This window comes from Psychrosphaera haliotis (genome assembly GCF_039523615.1).
GTDB lineage: Bacteria > Pseudomonadota > Gammaproteobacteria > Enterobacterales > Alteromonadaceae > Psychrosphaera > Psychrosphaera haliotis.
This window is the reverse complement of record NZ_BAAAFQ010000010.1, coordinates 19,029-36,160: the sequence shown is the minus strand read 5'-3', so window position 1 is coordinate 36,160 and position 17,132 is coordinate 19,029. Positions and strand designations below refer to the sequence as shown.

At 40.0% G+C, this 17,132-nt stretch carries 15 protein-coding genes; 4 read left to right on the top strand and 11 right to left on the bottom strand.

Annotated elements, in window-relative coordinates; genetic code table 11:
• Window positions 1-252: 252 nt before the first annotated feature.
• Genes ABD009_RS12390 through ABD009_RS12345 form a run of 10 tightly spaced genes read right to left on the bottom strand, consistent with a single transcriptional unit; the run spans window position 253 to window position 11,533 of the window.
• Window positions 253-606 (bottom strand): hypothetical protein, encoded by a 354-nt coding sequence (locus ABD009_RS12390; protein ID WP_343825850.1) that lies wholly within the window; start codon window positions 604-606, stop codon window positions 253-255.
• A complete protein-coding gene (locus ABD009_RS12385; protein ID WP_343825849.1) occupies window positions 603-2,180 on the bottom strand; it encodes a GMC oxidoreductase in 1,578 nt (525 codons plus the stop codon). The genes ABD009_RS12390 and ABD009_RS12385 overlap by 4 nt, the downstream gene beginning before the upstream one ends.
• Window positions 2,174-3,472 carry an O-antigen ligase family protein gene (locus tag ABD009_RS12380; protein WP_343825847.1) on the bottom strand — a complete coding sequence of 433 codons (1,299 nt, stop codon included), beginning with the start codon at window positions 3,470-3,472 and terminating at the stop codon, window positions 2,174-2,176. Before ABD009_RS12380 ends, ABD009_RS12385 begins: the two co-directional genes overlap by 7 nt.
• A gap of 3 nt (window positions 3,473-3,475) precedes the next feature.
• The gene (locus ABD009_RS12375) at window positions 3,476-3,865 is read right to left on the bottom strand and encodes a hypothetical protein (protein ID WP_343825845.1); all 390 of its coding nucleotides are present in this window, start codon (window positions 3,863-3,865) and stop codon (window positions 3,476-3,478) included.
• The gene (locus ABD009_RS12370) at window positions 3,862-5,022 is read right to left on the bottom strand and encodes a glycosyltransferase family 4 protein (RefSeq protein ID WP_343825843.1); all 1,161 of its coding nucleotides are present in this window, start codon (window positions 5,020-5,022) and stop codon (window positions 3,862-3,864) included. The genes ABD009_RS12375 and ABD009_RS12370 overlap by 4 nt, the downstream gene beginning before the upstream one ends.
• Entirely contained in the window at window positions 5,022-6,977 is a 1,956-nt protein-coding gene (gene asnB, locus ABD009_RS12365; RefSeq protein WP_343825841.1) for an asparagine synthase (glutamine-hydrolyzing), read from the bottom strand. Before asnB ends, ABD009_RS12370 begins: the two co-directional genes overlap by 1 nt.
• 2 nt (window positions 6,978-6,979) lie before the next feature.
• On the bottom strand, window positions 6,980-7,792 hold the full coding sequence (locus ABD009_RS12360; RefSeq protein WP_343825839.1) for a glycosyltransferase family 2 protein: 813 nt from the start codon (window positions 7,790-7,792) through the stop codon (window positions 6,980-6,982).
• A gap of 3 nt (window positions 7,793-7,795) precedes the next feature.
• On the bottom strand, window positions 7,796-9,310 hold the full coding sequence (gene xrtA / locus ABD009_RS12355; protein ID WP_343825837.1) for an exosortase A: 1,515 nt from the start codon (window positions 9,308-9,310) through the stop codon (window positions 7,796-7,798).
• Between the two features lies 1 nt (window position 9,311).
• Entirely contained in the window at window positions 9,312-10,163 is an 852-nt protein-coding gene (locus tag ABD009_RS12350) for an XrtA system polysaccharide deacetylase (RefSeq protein WP_343825834.1), read from the bottom strand.
• 2 nt (window positions 10,164-10,165) lie between these two features.
• Complete coding sequence (locus ABD009_RS12345; RefSeq protein WP_343826082.1) at window positions 10,166-11,533, bottom strand: TIGR03013 family XrtA/PEP-CTERM system glycosyltransferase; 1,368 nt, start codon at window positions 11,531-11,533, stop codon at window positions 10,166-10,168.
• A gap of 256 nt (window positions 11,534-11,789) precedes the next feature.
• On the opposite strand from ABD009_RS12345, the gene ABD009_RS12340 reads away from it, so the two are divergent.
• The 4 genes from ABD009_RS12340 to ABD009_RS12325 all read left to right on the top strand — a co-directional run bounded on the left by ABD009_RS12340 (window position 11,790) and on the right by ABD009_RS12325 (window position 16,768).
• Window positions 11,790-12,365: an XrtA/PEP-CTERM system exopolysaccharide export protein gene (locus tag ABD009_RS12340; protein WP_343826080.1), complete on the top strand. Its 576-nt coding sequence runs from the start codon at window positions 11,790-11,792 to the stop codon at window positions 12,363-12,365.
• Between the two features lie 126 nt (window positions 12,366-12,491).
• On the top strand, window positions 12,492-14,078 hold the full coding sequence (locus ABD009_RS12335; protein WP_343825832.1) for an XrtA system polysaccharide chain length determinant: 1,587 nt from the start codon (window positions 12,492-12,494) through the stop codon (window positions 14,076-14,078).
• The gene (locus ABD009_RS12330) at window positions 14,075-15,079 is read left to right on the top strand and encodes an XrtA-associated tyrosine autokinase (RefSeq protein WP_343825830.1); all 1,005 of its coding nucleotides are present in this window, start codon (window positions 14,075-14,077) and stop codon (window positions 15,077-15,079) included. The genes ABD009_RS12335 and ABD009_RS12330 overlap by 4 nt, the downstream gene beginning before the upstream one ends.
• 6 nt (window positions 15,080-15,085) lie before the next feature.
• Window positions 15,086-16,768 carry a porin family protein gene (locus ABD009_RS12325; protein WP_343825828.1) on the top strand — a complete coding sequence of 561 codons (1,683 nt, stop codon included), beginning with the start codon at window positions 15,086-15,088 and terminating at the stop codon, window positions 16,766-16,768.
• Here ABD009_RS12325 and ABD009_RS12320 read toward each other — a convergent pair.
• Window positions 16,765-17,001, bottom strand: a complete 237-nt coding sequence (locus tag ABD009_RS12320; RefSeq protein WP_343825826.1) for a DUF3149 domain-containing protein — start codon at window positions 16,999-17,001, stop codon at window positions 16,765-16,767. The genes ABD009_RS12325 and ABD009_RS12320 overlap by 4 nt on opposite strands.
• Window positions 17,002-17,132 lie beyond the last annotated feature (131 nt).

The following is a 17,132-nucleotide window of genomic DNA, read 5'->3' as shown; positions in this document are numbered from 1 at the left end:
CTATTAATTAAGCTTGCTGAGGTAATCACCGAAATAGATATTTCATTTACAAAAGCCTGAGACGATGCTTAAGTGCAGCTTTATTTAGAGTGTTTAACCTGCACTTCACTGTTGCTTTTCTTTATGTCATCTAAAATCAAAAATGCCTCTTTGATGTGTTTGTAGTGTATTTAAACATATGTAAGCGGTGCCTTGGCCATTTGCTATGACTACACCTACTAAACTGCATAATCTTTAAGTGAGGAATACAACTTATACCTTATTTGGTTTTTTAGAAAATTGTTCTAAGTAATAACTGCTAATTGCTACCTCAGTGCGACTCAGCATCAAGCCGTTCACATAGATAATATGGCCTTGAGAGAAATCTTTACTAATTAGCTTTTTTAGACTGCTCGCATGTAAAAGCGACGATTGAGGGAGTGAAGATAAATAATCTTCAGCTTTTTTAACCTCGGACTTTAACCACGCGCGGTGAACACACACTAATTCGTCGAGAGTTTGATCATTAGTACTAGAAGTTGTTGTAAAATGAGAAAGTGGCAAACCTAATACTGTGCTACTCGCTGTTATAAGCTTAAGCATATCTCGTCGGGATAAACTTCTCATTTCATTTCCTTTAAATGTTGTGCAAGCCTAATTGTTGTTGCCGCAATAGTAAGTGTAGGAGGAATATGGCTACCTGTAGGGAACACACTACAACCAGCGACATAAAAATTGTTGGTGCCGAATATTTTCTGGTGGCTATCGACAACACCTGTTTCAGGGGAATCTGACATTCGAGTCGTCCCCATGTGATGGTGACCGAAGCCCATTTGATCTCCAAATAGGCGACTGCTTCGTTCTTTTAATAGGCGGAGCCTGCCCAAGGATAATGCGCCTAAATCTCTTCCAAAGAGCTCCAATGTGCGCCACAAGTAATCTCTATCACTTTGTTTCAGCTCCCATTCTATATTGAGTTTAGGGATTCCTAATTTATCCTTACGTTTTGACAAATATATGCGGTTAGAGCGATGAGGCGTTTGCTCTATCATCATAGGTATCTGAAACCCTGAAATAGCAGTGGCATCGTCAAACAATGTAGTGTCGAACTGTTTACGAGCAACAGCTTCCATTACCATATCAATATCTGTAACAAAATTGCTTAAATGTTTTCCAAACTGATCGGGTACCTCTCGTTCAGCAATAGCTTGCTTTAATATATGAAATGAAGAAATGCCATCTGACATCTGATATTCATTAGCAGCAACAACAGGCATTCGAAGGTTAGTCGTTTCATTCTCGCGGAGAGTTGACTCCGTTAATTGAAAAAATGCGACGATAAAGCGTTGCTTATCCATCGTACTCATATTATTGAGTTCATCACTTTTGCTAAATATCTGAGCAGCATTTAATGTCGGATGATCCATAAAATAACGGCCAACATTATCGAACTTATTACCGAGTTGATTGTTATATTTATTATTGAAGTACAAAAGCATTCTAGCATTTTCGAGCCCACCAAAGGCCATTACAAACTTATCAGCTTGGATACTGTGCTCTAATCCGTTGTATGAAGAAAATTTAATTTCCTTCACGCTTTGATCGTTGGGGTTAAAAGTTAAATCCGTCACACTAGCGTATGAATAGATGTGTACATTAGAGCTTTTTACCAGCTCATTACCATGAACATGAAAAAAACGTGTTGGTGGTACAGAAGCTTTGGCTATTGCCAGTTCAGAATAGTTTGCTCCAGCAAGAAGCGTTTGTTTTTGTAACTTAGGTAGCCAGTAATCAGGGTTATAGCTGTCAGACTCAGTTTGACAGTAAATTGCAGCTTTTACGTAAAACGGAGCAAGCTCACTATAGCCAATGGGCCAGCCACTATTGGGAACCCAGCTTCGCTTTTCAAAATCTATTGGTGAAAAAGGAGATGTATTATTAGCCCAATGGTTACTAGCGCCACCTAAAAACCTTAGCCTAGAATCTTTTGGATTCGGGTAAAATGGCGAAACGGTATGAGCATCATAAAATTCCTGAATGCTCTCTTCGTAATGTTCCCCGCCAGCGTCCAACAATATTATATTGTCATATTTATCTTTCAGTTCGTTTGCAAGTGTAATGCCCGCAACACCTGCGCCCATAATACAAATATCCGCCGTTAAGTTGGCTGGTCCATCGATAGTTCTAGAATCGGTTAACATTCTTTATTGTCCATTACTGACTTTTTAATTAGGTGGTCCACCATTGGGATAATAGCAATTAGCCAAACAGCAATTTCATAAATTTTGTTATTGGAAAATAACCCCGCAAACAAATAGCACAAAAAGGCTAAGCACAGGCCCGTTTGAATTACTATTAAATCAGAATCGGCTTGGCTTTCATTATGCTTTTTTAATCGAAACAAATGTTTAGCGATCGTTATTACAATTAGTATATAAATACCTAAACCTATAATGCCATGGTCCGTTAACATACCCATAATAAAGTTATGAGATGCTCGGCGAGAAACTGCCTGCTCACCATTTTTAACAGTGGTCATATATTCTTGAGGTATAAAATACGGACTTAAAATTAACGTGGTCCTATGGCCTTGGCCAAATAGCGGTCTTTCTTTGAACATCTCATATTGTGCTGAAATGATAACTAAACGTGAGCGAGCGCTGCTGTCTGATATTTCGCCAGATTCATTTTTTTCTACACCTTGAAAACGCTCCAATATTTGAGGCCCAATTAGCAATGCAAACGCAATAACACCAAGTGTTGCTAAGCCCATAAAGTGTTTTTTGTAGCCTTTGGGTATGTAATAAAGAGATACGATGCCTGTTAACCCCAAGGCAACTATGGAGCCTCGGCTTTGGGTAAGCATGATCGTATTCAAAATAAAAATAATAGCTAAAATTAGTAAGGGTTTATACTTTCCTAACTTAATAAATAATAAATAAGAACTAAACACTAATAATATTGAAAGGTGTTGACCAAGCCCATTAGAAGACTCAATACTAGGTCCACCAATACCTTCCAGTCGACCACCGGGATAGCCGGCTCCCAAATATGCAAAGTACAAGGCCCCACAAATATTTGCAGCTATAAAGCCAATAACGTCCGACTTGGTTTTTATGCAGCCTTGAATTAAAAATATAAGAATTAGATACTTAACTGCAAGTTGCACAAAAATTGAATGAAATGATGTATTTAAAGCCCATATGTACTGCAATAATAAAAATACGAGGAATAAAGCGTATAGTTTCGTTTCTTTAAATTCGAACCAAGCGTGTTTTTTTTCACTTCTGTGCAACATTAATGCTAGCAAGGTTACAAGAGCCGCCATTAAAGACCATCGTAACTCTGGCAGTGAGCTACCCCACCAACGAGCAATTGGATGTGCATAAAACGCAATAAGGTAGGCGTACAATCCCCAAATTGGTTTTTTAGTAAATGCCTTTAATAGGCAGCCAAAGTAGGCCGCCAAAAAGGCGATAGCGGTAACTGACATTAGTTATTTTGAAACCCAAATTCTATCTATTTTCATATGTCCTTGGAATACAGAGCGAGCGTGTAGTTCCACTTCTGACTCTTCATCGAAGGCTAATAATAATGTTTCGTAGGTTAGTTTGCTAAATTCACCTTGGTTTAGATCTAAAGACATTGCTCTGCCAGAATTCGCTTCATAACCAAAAGACTTAGCGGAATTTACATCAAATTCCTTGTCTAAAAAAATTAGTGCTAAACCTTTTTCGTTGATATATATCTTGTTAATTTTCCCTACATACTTGCAATAAGGCGTGCTTGATTCGCTTGTTTTACACAGTGATACAGGCTGACTTTTATACCAGCCATAAGCGGAAAGCCCTGCAATAATTAAAACGAGTGTTATTAAAATTTTCATACTTTAGTTTTCCCCTGCACTGCTTGCGTATTTAATATCTGCGCTATATCAACCACACGCTTCGAGTTCTCGTGCCACACAAACCCTTTGTCGATGACGCTTTGCTTTACGGCTTCGCGTTTGTGTTTGTAGTTTACGTAGTTTTCTATGGCCTCGTTAAGGCTGGCCTTAAAGGATTGCTGGTTGCCTTTTTCAAAAAATACGGCGGTGTTGTCGCTGAGTATTTCTTCAATGTTGGGTGTTCGTGGTGCAATAATAAGTGAGCCAACGGCCATGTATTCAAACATTTTTAATGGCGAGGCGTAGGCGGTTACGTCAGGCTGTAGTGAGATATCAAATTCTTTAACAAAGTCTAATACTTTGTCGCGTGTTACTAAGCCTTTAAACTCTACTTTGTCGGCAATGCCTAAATCAGCTGCTTGTTGTTTAAGTTCAGGAAGAATGGTGCCATCACCAATGCATACTAATTTTAATGGTAAGTGTTTGTGCTCAGCAATGGCTTCAATGGCTTTGTCCATGCCATGCCAAGGGTTTATAAAACCGGTAAAGCCAATCACTATGTTGTCTTTTTCTAAATCAATAGGCGAGGCCAACATTTCATCAATAAATGGCTGACGCACGCCGTTATGCACTACCGTAATGTTTCTTTCTGGTACGCCTGCCGCGCGTAAGTGGTCGGCTAAAACATCAGTCACCGGTAAACAATGATCGGCACCACGCCAGGTATAGTCTTCTACTTTTTTAGCCAGCCATGTAAGCGACAAGCCGCTGTAGCGACTACGTTCCTCAACAAGCGGCGCATTCACTTCTAAAATAAGTGGAACATTAAATAGTTTTGATGCCCAAATGCCTGCTGGCTGATAAAGGTTATAACGTTCGTAAATAAACTCAGGCTCAAATTGTTTTATCGCCACGGCTAATTTTATAAACACCCAAATGCTGTAAGTGAGTTCCAGTAATTCATAAATAAAGGCAGGCAGAGCGGCTTTTAGCTTACTAACAAACCCACCGTCGTGACCAAAGTCAGACTGTTCATTAACTTGTGGGGCCACAAACTTGAGTTCGTGACCTTGTTCTAATAACGCATTGGTTAGCTCTTCAACGTGAACAAATTGGCCATCTTTAGAGGCGATTCGGTGATGGTATAAAATTTTCATTATTGTTCTTTCTGCGTTGGTTGAGCTTTTAAAAATTCAGCAAATACCGTGATGCTCCACAGCGTCATGCCAATGTTTTGTTTGCCAGAGTAATGCGAGTCTATCAAACCTTCTATGCCGTCTATATTAAACCAATGGTTAGATTTTAAAACGTCTAATTGCATTCGTTTTTTCAACTCACTTTTGGTCATCATTCTAAACCATTCGTCCATGGGCGACGTGAAGCTTTTTTTAAGTCTGCCAGTTACCCAGTTTGGCAATAAGGTTGATGCAATTTGCCGGAGTAATAATTTGGCTTTGCGGCCTTTGATATTTTGCTCGCTTGATTTAGGTAACCACTGCTCTACTAAACGATGATCTAAAAACGGCACTCGCGCTTCTATGCTGTTGGCCATGGTAGTGCGGTCAACTTTGGTAAGAATGTTGCCAGGCAAATAGGTTTTAAAGTCGATGTACTGGGCTTTTTTAATCACGTCTGTGTTGGTGATCTTACTTGCGTGCGTTTCAAAGTGTGACTTAGAGCTATAACCATTTAACGACTCAGTGAATGCAGGCGTAAATATTTGCGCTAATACTTCTGGAGGATTAATGCTCATGGCCCGATGGAAGTTAGTAATGAAGTCGTTGTTTAATGCATTTAACGTTGAATGAGCTCGCAAAAATTGCGGAGCCCAAGGCATTGCAGGGTAAACCTTGGCTAAAAATGAAAATACCGGTTTACGAATTGCCTTTGGTAAGGAGTTTTTGATTTTTCCTTCAAGGCGAAGCAGTCGGTAATTGCGATAACCTAAAAATAATTCGTCGGCACCGTCGCCGCTAAGCATTACGGTCACTTGTTTTTTAGCTTGTTTGGTTAACAAATACGTTGGAATAGCTGAGTTATCAGCAAAGGGTTCGTCGAACATTGCCACAAGCTCTGGCAGGTAATCAAAGGTATTACATGACACGGTAATGCCAACATGGTTTGTATTTAGATGTTTTGCTACGGTTTCTGCCTGAGCGGATTCGTCATATTCTTTTCGGTCAAAACCCATAGAGTAAGTTGAGACGTTTTGGTTTTTGTTCATTTCGCCAACAATAATTGAAGAATCCACGCCGCCAGATAAAAAGGCGCCTACAGGAACATCTGCCATAGTGCGCGTTTGAATAGCGTTGCTTAATAATTCACGGCCTTGGCAAAGTTCATTGGCACTAGTAGTGACTTGTGGGGTATTTATTGCGTTGGCACAGTCCCAATATTGTTTTGGCGCGATTTTCTCATGCGCGGCCTTGTTAACCTCTAGGCTACAAGCTTCAGTGCTACCAACTGTCATGTTACCTACAGCTAAGGTAAAGCAGTGTCCAGCGGCAAGTTTATGAATGCCTTTGTAAATGGTGTTAGGTTCAGGCACGTAACCTAAAGAAAAGTAGTCATGCACTGCATGTTCCGACAGTTCAGGTTTATCTGCACTATAAGCCAATAAGGCTTTTAGCTCAGAGCCTACAAGCACGGTTCCGTTGGCTAATTGACTCCAATAAACGGGTTTTATGCCTAGTCTGTCGCGAGCGATAAAAACGCTTTGTTTGTCAGCATCAAAAATAGCGAAGGCAAACATGCCATTAAACTTGTCTATACAAGCTTCGCCCCATTCTTGCCAAGCGTGTAATAACACTTCGGTATCACAATGAGAATTAAACTCGTGGCCTAGCTCTACTAAGGTTTGGCGGAGTTGGTTGTGATTGTAAATTTCGCCGTTGTATACCAAGGTAATGTTGTTTTTAACAAGAGGTTGGTGGCCGTTATCAATGTCGATAATTGACAGGCGAGTATGGCCAAATGCTACGTTAGCGCTGTCATTTATAAAATAACCACTATCGTCAGGACCACGGTGATCTAGTGTTGCCGTCATTTTCTTGAGCAACAATTCCGTTTGTTCTGCCTGTGAAGGGTTAATGAGGGCAACAAATCCGCACATGGTTATTGATGCCTTGCCATTTTTTTATAGAGCCGATTAAGGCCAAAAAAGTAACGGTGCTTTTTGAATAGGTAAAACAATCCAGCGAGGTGTGAAAAGTGGAACTTGCTGAGTTTAAAACCACGCGATAACTCTTGTGCGTCATGGATCATGGAAATGGTTGGTAAATAGGTAATTTTATAACCGGCTTTCCAAACTCGAATGCAATAATCTACGTCTTCTGGAGAGTAAAAGATGTTTTCATCTAACAAGCCAGTATCATCAACACAGGCTCGGCTAATTAACCAGCAAGCTGAAATCGCGTAGTCCACATCAACTGGATTCACTTCTCTGCTCAGCGGGTGTTCGTTCGCTTCCATATTTTTTAAGAATAAAAAGCGCTTTGCCTTTAACCATAAGGTTGGGAATGCGTCGCAAGAAAGTTGGAAGTTACCACTGGCATAAGTCAGGTTTGGAACCACTAAGCCACTTTCTGGGTGAGCTTGGTTATAGGCAATCATTTTAGACAAACAAACTGGAGCAATGTACGCGTCTGAATCTAGTACCAGAACGTAGTCGCCCGTTGATTGTTTTATGGCGCTATTGCGTGAAAAAGTGGTGCCAGTATTCTCTTTAAAAAAGATAGGCTTGATCACGTTTGGGTATTTTTCTTGGTACTCTTTTAGTAATTCTACGCTGCCATCTTGGCTGCCGTTATCTACAACAAAAATTTCACAAGCTTGCTCAAACTGTTCATAAGATTCCAGTAGGGCGTTAAGGCATCGTGGCAACGTTTTAACTGAGTTAAACGATAATATGACGGCAGACACTAACATTGCTTATTGTTCCTGTTGGATAAATTGAGAGAAGTATTCTAACAGTTGTGCTTCGCTTACTTCGGTTTGCTCCGCTGATATGATCAATGCTTGCCCACCAAAGTCTGTTTGCAAGAGTTTGTTGATCACTTGATGGCCTTTTATTTGCCATTGGTTGGCTGAAGTAAACTCGCCTGTTTTATAAACCAGCAATATGTTTCGTTGCTTAGTACCTAAGTTTACAATTTTAGTATGCTGTACCGTAACCGTTTGACCATTAATAGTTAACGGAATTTTACGTTGCGACTTAAGCGACCAGCGGTCTGGATTAAACAATCTGTTTTCAAAGTTAATCAGCTCTTTATCGCCACCTTCGGTAACGTATTCCACTTTATAAGCTGTGACTTTGTTATTAGTTGGCAGTGCGGCTACTTGAATATTGTCTGCTGTGGGAAAGTACACAGCCCAATGGCTGGCAGAGTTTTGACCCGCGCCAATTTTGTAGAGGTCGTTAATGCTTTGCACATTTTCTGCCTGAGCGTTTGCTTTTGCAACTGGGTGAGCTTGTGTAATTAAATATTGAGTAAATGGCGCGATACTTAAAGCAATAGCCACAACAGCATAAGCCAATGGTTTTGGTTTATTTGTGACAGGGCTGTTTGTAAGTGGTTGATTTGTGACTGGGCTGTTAAATTGCGAGCTCGTTTGGTCGCACAGTGCATTGCCTAACCAAATTAGCATAATCATTACAAAGCTGAAAAATACCCAGCCATAAACAATGTGGTCAAACCCAGTGGCGGCTTCCATATTACCTAAATGCGCAATAACAATAATCATAAATACGCGCATGCCGTTGGCCAGAATAGGGACTAAAACACCAGACAAAATCATAACTACGCGGCGTTTATAGCTGTCGATATACAACAAGGCATAGAACACAGCGATGGTAATAGAAGAGATTAAAAAGCGAATGCCACTGCAGGCTTCAGCAACGAGGAAATTCCCCGCTGGAATAGAAATATAGAGTCCGTCGCTGTAAACCGGAATGCCAAAAAATTCGATCATAGCAATAGATAAAACGGCAGTAATTTGTTGTAGATGCGGAATTAAGAAGTCACCGGCAGGTACCGCTAAAAACAAAAATAGCAGTGCACTTTTTAGCTGCCAAAGGGCTTTAAAACCATATAAGGTCCAAACCACAAATGGAATGATGGCCATTAAGCTGAGCTGCGCTAGTAGATTAATTTGAGCCAGTTCGCTTACTAACCAGCAAGCACTGAAAAATAGAATGCCTAACGCCGATAATGGCTGCGAAGTATTGTTTTTTATGGGATTTCTGTTTAACCGAGCAAAGATTAAAACGGCGGTAAGTGGAATAATAAATAAACCGTGGCTGTAGGTCTCTGAATTGAGCCACAGGTGTACCATGTCAGCAACGGTATCAAGATAAAGTATTACTAAAAAGGCAATAAGAAGCGCGCTTTCAATGATTGCGCGTTGCAATGTTTTGTTGGTCCGTAACGTATTTAATATGTCCATATTAGTCTTCTAAGTAAACGCTCTGCATGGTGTCCCACTGATGATCCTTCAGCAGTTGAACAATTTTACCTTCCATTTTTGACAAGTTCACGTAATGCCTAAATTTAGACAGCACTGGTGCGTCTTTAATGCGAGGCTGTTCGGCATCTATTTCCCACGGGTGGAAGTAGAAGCTGTAAGGCGCGTTTTCTTCTTGCTCAAATTTTTGAATTCGACGTTTTGACAACCAATATGGGTAAAGTCGGAAGTAACCACCGCCGCCAATGCCTTTATTTTTATGATTTTTTCTTAAGGTTGGTACTGGAATTTCAATAATGCCTTCAGGGCGATCGTATTTAAAACGAGGCCAGTCAGGAACACCATAAAGGTCATGTTCAATTGGGTAGGTACTTGAGCTGTATTTAAAACCAAGTTCAACTAACGTTTCGTAGGCCCACTCATTGGTATCGTTGATGCTAAAGCTTGGCGCACGATACCCGTTGATAGACTTGCCTAAAGTATCTTCTAAAAAGGATTTAGAACGATAAACGTCTTCTTTAAAGACTTGTTGAGTTTGAGTAGTTGCTCGGCGATGGGCAAATCCATGGCTGGCTACTTCATGACCGCGCTTGTCTATTTCGGTGACTAAGTCTGGAAACTTTTCTGCAACAGCGCCTAAAATAAAAAACGTAGATTTAGCGCCATGTTCATCAAACAGGTCTAAAAGGCGGCGGGTATTGTTGTCTACACGATGCTCTAAGTTAGGCCAGTCTTTTTGTGAAAATAAGCTATCAAAAGCAGAAACGTGGAAATAGTCTTCCACGTCTACAGTCATTGCATGTGTTTTTTTCTGTGTGGGCTGCTTGGCCGACATAGTTAACGACCTTTACCAAATAAAATGATTTCTATGGTTCTAACCAATATCAATAAGTCTAAAAGAATACTGCGACGCTTAATGTAATACAGGTCGAACTTTAGCTTCTCTAGTGAGTCATTAACACTTGAACCATATGGATAGTTTAGCTGTGCCCAACCTGTTAAGCCTGGCTTAACATTGTGACGATGATTGTAATAAGGAATTTCTTTAATCAGCTCTTTAACAAATTCAGGACGTTCAGGACGAGGGCCAACAAAGCCCATTTCGCCTTTAAAAACGTTAAATAATTGCGGTAATTCGTCTATGCGATATTTACGTAAGGCATTACCAATTTTAGTAACTCGGTCGTCGGTTTTCTGAGCCCATTGCGCTCCGTCTTTTTCTGCGTCTTGACGCATACTTCTAAATTTGATGATTTCGAATAAGTGCCCATCCATACCAACGCGAGTTTGCTTATAAAAAATGGTTCCGCCTTTTTTGCGGCCATCTTCTAGGTATATAAGTGCCATGGTGATAAGTAATATTGGCCAAGTTAATAAAAATACAAACACGGCTAAAATAACGTTAAATACGTAGTCTGCCGCAACACGAATGTAGTGTCTTGACTGGAAACCGTTTGAGTAAATAACCCACGAAGGATAAATAAGATTAACGGCAACTTGTCCCGTTTCTTCTTCAATAAAGTCTAAAATGTCTTTTACAACAACTCCGCCCATTTTACAGTCAAATAGTGACTCTAAAGGTAATGAGCCTCGGCGCTCGTCAGGTGCAATAACGATTTCGTCAATTTGGTTTTCTTGAACAAACTCATGCAAGTCGTCTAACGACTCTAGCTTTATAATGTTTTCACGCTTGAGCTCATCTTCTTTATCTGAATCTAGCGGAATAAATCCAATAAGTGAAAAGCCTCTGCGGTCTGATTCACGACGCATTCTTTTTTCAATAATAGAAGCGCGTTCACCAGCACCAATAACAACAACACGCTTTTTAGTAATACCAAACATTTCAAAGGTATTGGCTAAATAACGAATGGTAAATACCAGCGTGACAATTAATAGGATATAGGCCGCAAAAAGAAGCGGTAGAATTTCAGAAGAGGTAAATATGTTAAAAACAACAATTTCAAAAATAGTGAAGGTCATTGCGCCACTAACTAAACAACGGCGGAAAATACCAACATGGCTGTCACGTAATTTTATGTCGTATAAACCAACGGACAAATTAGTAACAATAAACAAACTTGCGATAGATATTGGCAGGACCCACCACACTTCTTTATAAGCGGGGACAAAGTCTAAGTCATAAAACTCAGCGGCCCAAAAGCCAAGTAAGCCAACGGTTAGCGCGACAAGCCAATCCATCATCATCAGAGTATTACTACGATGATTAATAGGCTTTTGATGAAATACCTTTTTCAAGTCAGTTCCTAGTTCTAGATGAAGTTGTTATTATTTTTGTAACAGATACTTTAACTTATTGTAAGCAGACTGTCATTTCGAATAAATATAATAGTTCACATTTATTATGATTTGATTACAATCTCTATTGATACATATTATGGACAACAAAAACAAGAGTGAATTTGCCGTGAAAATATTAATACTATTAGTGTGTGTTCTTGCCATGATTGGCTGTTCAACCAACCGCTTGCCTACGGCAACGGTAAAACCTTCCGCAATAGCTAGTGTTGATGATTATCAATATCTCATTGGCCCTGGCGACTCCGTTAATATTTTTGTCTGGCGAAATCCTGAAGTGTCCGGCAGTTTTATGGTTCGTCCTGATGGAATGATTACCACTTCGTTGGTAGAAGACATTCCTGTTTCGGGTAAAACCCCAACGCAATTAGCACGCGAAATTGAAGTGGTGCTAGGTCAATATATTAAATCTCCAATTGTTACAGTAAGTGTGGGCGGCTTTGTTGGGCCGTTTACTGAGCAAGTGCGCGTTATTGGTGAAGCATCAAACCCGATGGCTGTAAACTATCGTCAGAATATGACCTTACTTGATTTAATGATTCAGGTAGGCGGCTTAACTGAGTTTGCCAATGGCAACAGTGCCGTTTTAGTACGAGTAATTAATGGCGTGCAAACTGAGTTTGAACTAGAGCTTGATGATTTGATTAAACAAGGTGACATTTCTGCAAACGTAGATATTTTGCCAGGCGATATTATTATTATTCCTGAAGATTGGTTCTAAACCATTTATAAAGAATAGGTAGTTTGCTTTCCTGAAAGTTAACTCTTAGGAAGGCAGTAAAGTTGCAATATAGAGTCGCTATATAATGTTCGATTCTAAAGTAGTAGTTAATAAAGGGATTAGTAAATGCAGGACCTGCAGGCCACCATTCAGCAAATACTGGATTATTTAAAAGGTATTTGGATTAAAAAGCGGTTTATTATTATATCAACCTGGTTGATATGTCCGCTTGGATTAGTATTAGTGGCAAAAATGCCAGACGTGTATGAGTCTCAGGCTAAAGTGTATGCAGATACTCGCTCAATGCTAAAACCTTTACTTCGCGGATTGGCAATACAAAATGATCCGAAAGAAGAAATTAACGCCATTGCCAAAACGTTAAAGTCGACCCCCAATTTAGAAGACATCGCCCGTAAAGCCGATTTAGATATTTCCGCTAAAACGCCGCAAGAGTTTCAAAATGTGGTAGAAAGTCTGCGTAAAAAAATAATATTTGATAGCTCAGGACGTGCGAGCATTTATTCAATCTCCTTTGAACATCCAGATCCTCAAGTGGCTAAACGAGTGGTGTCATTAACATTGGATAAGTTTGTTGAATCGGCGCTTGGCCAAAACCGTCAAGACAGTACTTCAGCAAGTAACTTTTTAGATGAGCAGCTACAAGAATATGCCGCACGACTTTCAAATGCAGAGCAACGTTTAGCGGACTTTAAAAAGCAGTATGGTGATTTGCTACCAGAGTCTGGTGGTTCTGGCTATTACCAGCAACGTTCGCAACTAAAAAACCAAATAGAATCCATTAATTTAGAATTATCTGAAAAACAAACGCAGCTACAAAGCTTAAAGAGCAAGTTTGCCACAAGTACGACAAATGAAGGCAATCCTGACAACGTTAATATTGCCACGCAGTACGACGACCGAATTTCACAAATGCAAGCTAACCTAGATGACCTGCAAATTCGTTTTACGGATAAACACCCTGACGTAGTGCAAACAAGAGAACGTCTTGAAGCATTGCAGGCGCAACGTAAAGCAGAAATTGATCAGCTAATGAAGGGCTTGTCGAATGGCGAGCTGGCTGCAGGCAGTTTGAGTGAGAACGCTATTGTTCAGCAGCTAACTATTGTGATTAATAATTTAGAAAGCAACATTGCCTCGTTAAATGTTCGTAAACAGAGCTACACTGATAAGTTAGATGGTTTGGAACAAAAATTAGAACTCATTCCTGATATTGAAGCGAAACGCACGGCGCTTAACCGTGATTACGGCATAACTAAGCGTAAGTATGAAGACTTGTTAGGCAGAAAAGAGTCTGCGGATTTATCAAGAAAAGCAGATTTGTCTGCTGAAGATGTTCAATTTAGAATTATTGAGCCACCGGTTGTACCGCTGTCGGCTTCTGGTCCTAAACGTCCGTTGTTGTATACCGCTGTACTCATTATTAGCTTAGGTGCAGGCATGGCAATGGCCTTTTTGTTCAGCCAAATAAACCCTGTGATTATGAGTGCCAGCCAATTGTCAAAAATTACCAATAGGCCAATTTTAGGTGCGGTTACAGACATTAATTTAGAAGTAATTAATAAGCGCGATAAACGAAGAATGTTGGTTTTTGCTGCGTCTACTACTGTGATTGTTGGTATTTATTTGTTCTTTATGGTGTCGGAAATTGTTCTTATGAAAACACCGTTGCAGTTATTGGAGAGATTCCTATGAGCTCTATAGAAAAGGCGATGCAACGCCAAGGTGAAAAGGCAAAGTTTGGGCAACCAACGACTACAAACGATACAGAGAACCAAGCTGTTGAGGCAAAGCCTGACGCTGATTTAGCTGGAACTACAACGGACTCGGTAGCTGCTAATCCAGAAGTTTCTAATGAAGAAATGCTAAGCCAGAATGTTTCCAACCCAAGTGCAACTGTCCCTGAAGTTTCTAACCAAGACGCGACGGTAGTTTCTAGTGAAGAAGCCCAGCCAGCGCAACATAACAAAGATTTAGTTATTGATATTGAAGGGCTTGAAGCTAAAGGTTTTGTAGCGTTATCAAGAAAGCGTACCTTAATAAACGAAGAGTTTAGAAGCATTAAGCGTAAAGTACTAAACAATGCCTTTGGTGGACTAGCAAAAACGCTAAATCACAGTAACTTGGTACTTGTTTCTAGCTCAAGACCGAATGAAGGTAAAACCTTCACAGCGGTTAACTTAGCGTTAAGTATTGCCTTAGAGCAAGACAAAACGGTACTGCTCGTTGATGCTGATGTACTAAAACCTAGCGTGTCTAAAACGTTAGAGATTGGTGCCAATGTTGGCTTAATAGAATATTTGACCGGTGAAGAGGAAAACGTTTCTTCGGTTATTTACCACACGAATATTGAAAATTTAAAAGTGATACCAGCAGGTTTACCACACCATTTATCAAACGAACTGTTGTCTAGTGACAAAATGTTGAAGCTTTGCCAAGAGTTTGCCAACCGTTACCCAGACCGTATTGTGGTATTTGATTGCCCACCATTATTAGGTGTAAACGAAACTGCCTTAATGGCTGAGCAATGCGGCCAAGGCGTGATTGTGGTTGAAGAGTTTAAGTCTAAAGTATCTGAAGTTAAGCAGGCTGTTGATTTGTTACCTGAGTCTATGGCGGTAGGTTTTGTACTTAATAAAGTGACGGATCCTTCAGAAACTCAAGGTTATGGTTATTACTACGGAACTGGGGCATAACGCACGATGAAAAAGGCGCAGAGAAAAGGAAGTTCAAACCGCTTTGTTCTATCTGCGGTTTATGGTGTTTTAGGCTTAACAACGTCGGCACTGACGCACGCCACAGAAATAGAAATTAAACCGGTTATATCCTCTACCTATACTTATATTGGCGAAGCAGATTTTAGCGGCGTTAATTTTGATACGCCAATTGAAGAAGGCCATCAGGCGCTATTGCTTAGCCCTGGTATTTCTATGATTGCCACTGGACCAGTGTGGAACGGTACGTGGAATTTATCGCACACAAATATCAAACAACTTAATTCAGACATTGGTGATTCTTCTTACAGTGATGTTTCGTTAAATAACCAGTTTGGTTTTGTTAAAGACAGAGTGGTTTTGTCGGTCAATGGCAGTCGCCGTAATCAAAATATCGATCAACGTTTTGCTGGTGTGTCAGATCCTATATTTTCACAAGGTGAATACATTGACGTAGACAGCGGTACGGTGGGTTTAACGTTAAAAAACAAGTCAGGTTCGCACTGGCAAAACAGCTTAAGTTATAACTTTACCACCACTGATTACAACGAAAACGATTTAGAAGAAACCAGCAATAGAGCTATCAACCTTAATAAAGGTGATACGCAAAATGCTGAGCTGCGTTTAATGTTTGGCCGACAAGCAAACAAGGTTAGAGGCAGTTTTATTGTTAATGGTAATTCAATAAATAGAGATATTCGTGGTCGTCAAGATTACTTAGCCGCGTCGTTTAATGTGCAAGTACCAATTTGGTCTTCATTCGACATGGTGGTTAACGGTGAAAAAAGCAGAAACTCCATCGCGAATAATAATTTTGATTCCTCTAATTTAGACAATGAGTATTATGGTGCTGGTTTAGCTTGGCGTTTTGGCAAGCGCTCGTTTGTGGCGGTCACTGTAAATAAAGATTCAAAAGGACAATCTCAGTTTAACGACAGTGAAGACTTTGATGATACTTTTGTTGGCTATCGAGTTGTGTTTGAGCCAAGTAAACGTACTTTATTAAGTTATCAAAATAGTCGTCGATTTTATGGTGAGTCACATAACTTTTCTTACCGAAAAACCGGTAACAATTGGGACATCAATGTTGGTTATAGCGAAGACTTAGGCAGTACATCGCGTTTAGTAAATGAGGCGGTTTCTGCAGGCGTTTATAGTTGTAATCCGGCACTGACATTCCGAGAAGCTTGTATTCCTTTATCTGGTTTCCCTGAGATCCCTAACCCTAGCCGAGTTTACTTTGAGTTTTTTGACAACAACTATTTGATACAAGAAGTGTTAACTTTGAGTAAAGCTGCAAATGCGCAAATTACTTATAGAGGTAAAAAGAGCACTTTAACCTTGGCATATAGCAAGGGCACCCAAGAGTTTTTAGAACTTCAAAATGAAGCCTTTGGCAGTGAGCAGGACAGCGAGCAATGGTCCGTTTTGTTTAACCATAGAATGTCTCGTCGTACTTCATTTGTTACTTCTGTGAATGAGACTGACGTCACTTCAAATGGTACGAGTGGCAATAGAGAAGGCTTTCAAGCAAGCATAGGTTTGGAACGTAGGTTAACGCGAAAAGCGACGGGGAAATTGAACATCCGCCGTTTTGATAACGACGGAAATTCAGGAACTCAAAATCGAAAGGATACTCGGTTGGAATTGCAGTATACCTATCAATTTTAGTGAGCGTGTGAGTTAAGGTTTAGGCCATTGGTGTGGTCTGAGCCATCATTTTTTGTTTCTTCTTGCTGTAACTCTTCAATTGGAATTTCTGCGTCAATTACGTTTTTAATGAAGTACCAAGTATAAAAAACCATTAAGCCTAGTGTTAGGGCTAAAATTCCAAAGCTCATCCATAACACTGGATCACTCATAAAGTCGCGAAACATTGATTCAAGATTAAAGTCAGTAAACATAATATTATCTCCTAATTGGTATGCTTATACTTTAGGCTTCGCAGTACTTTCTTATATGATCTAGATCACACTTTTTTAGCAACAAAATCCCAACCGATTCAACTATTGATATAGATCATGTTTATTGGTTT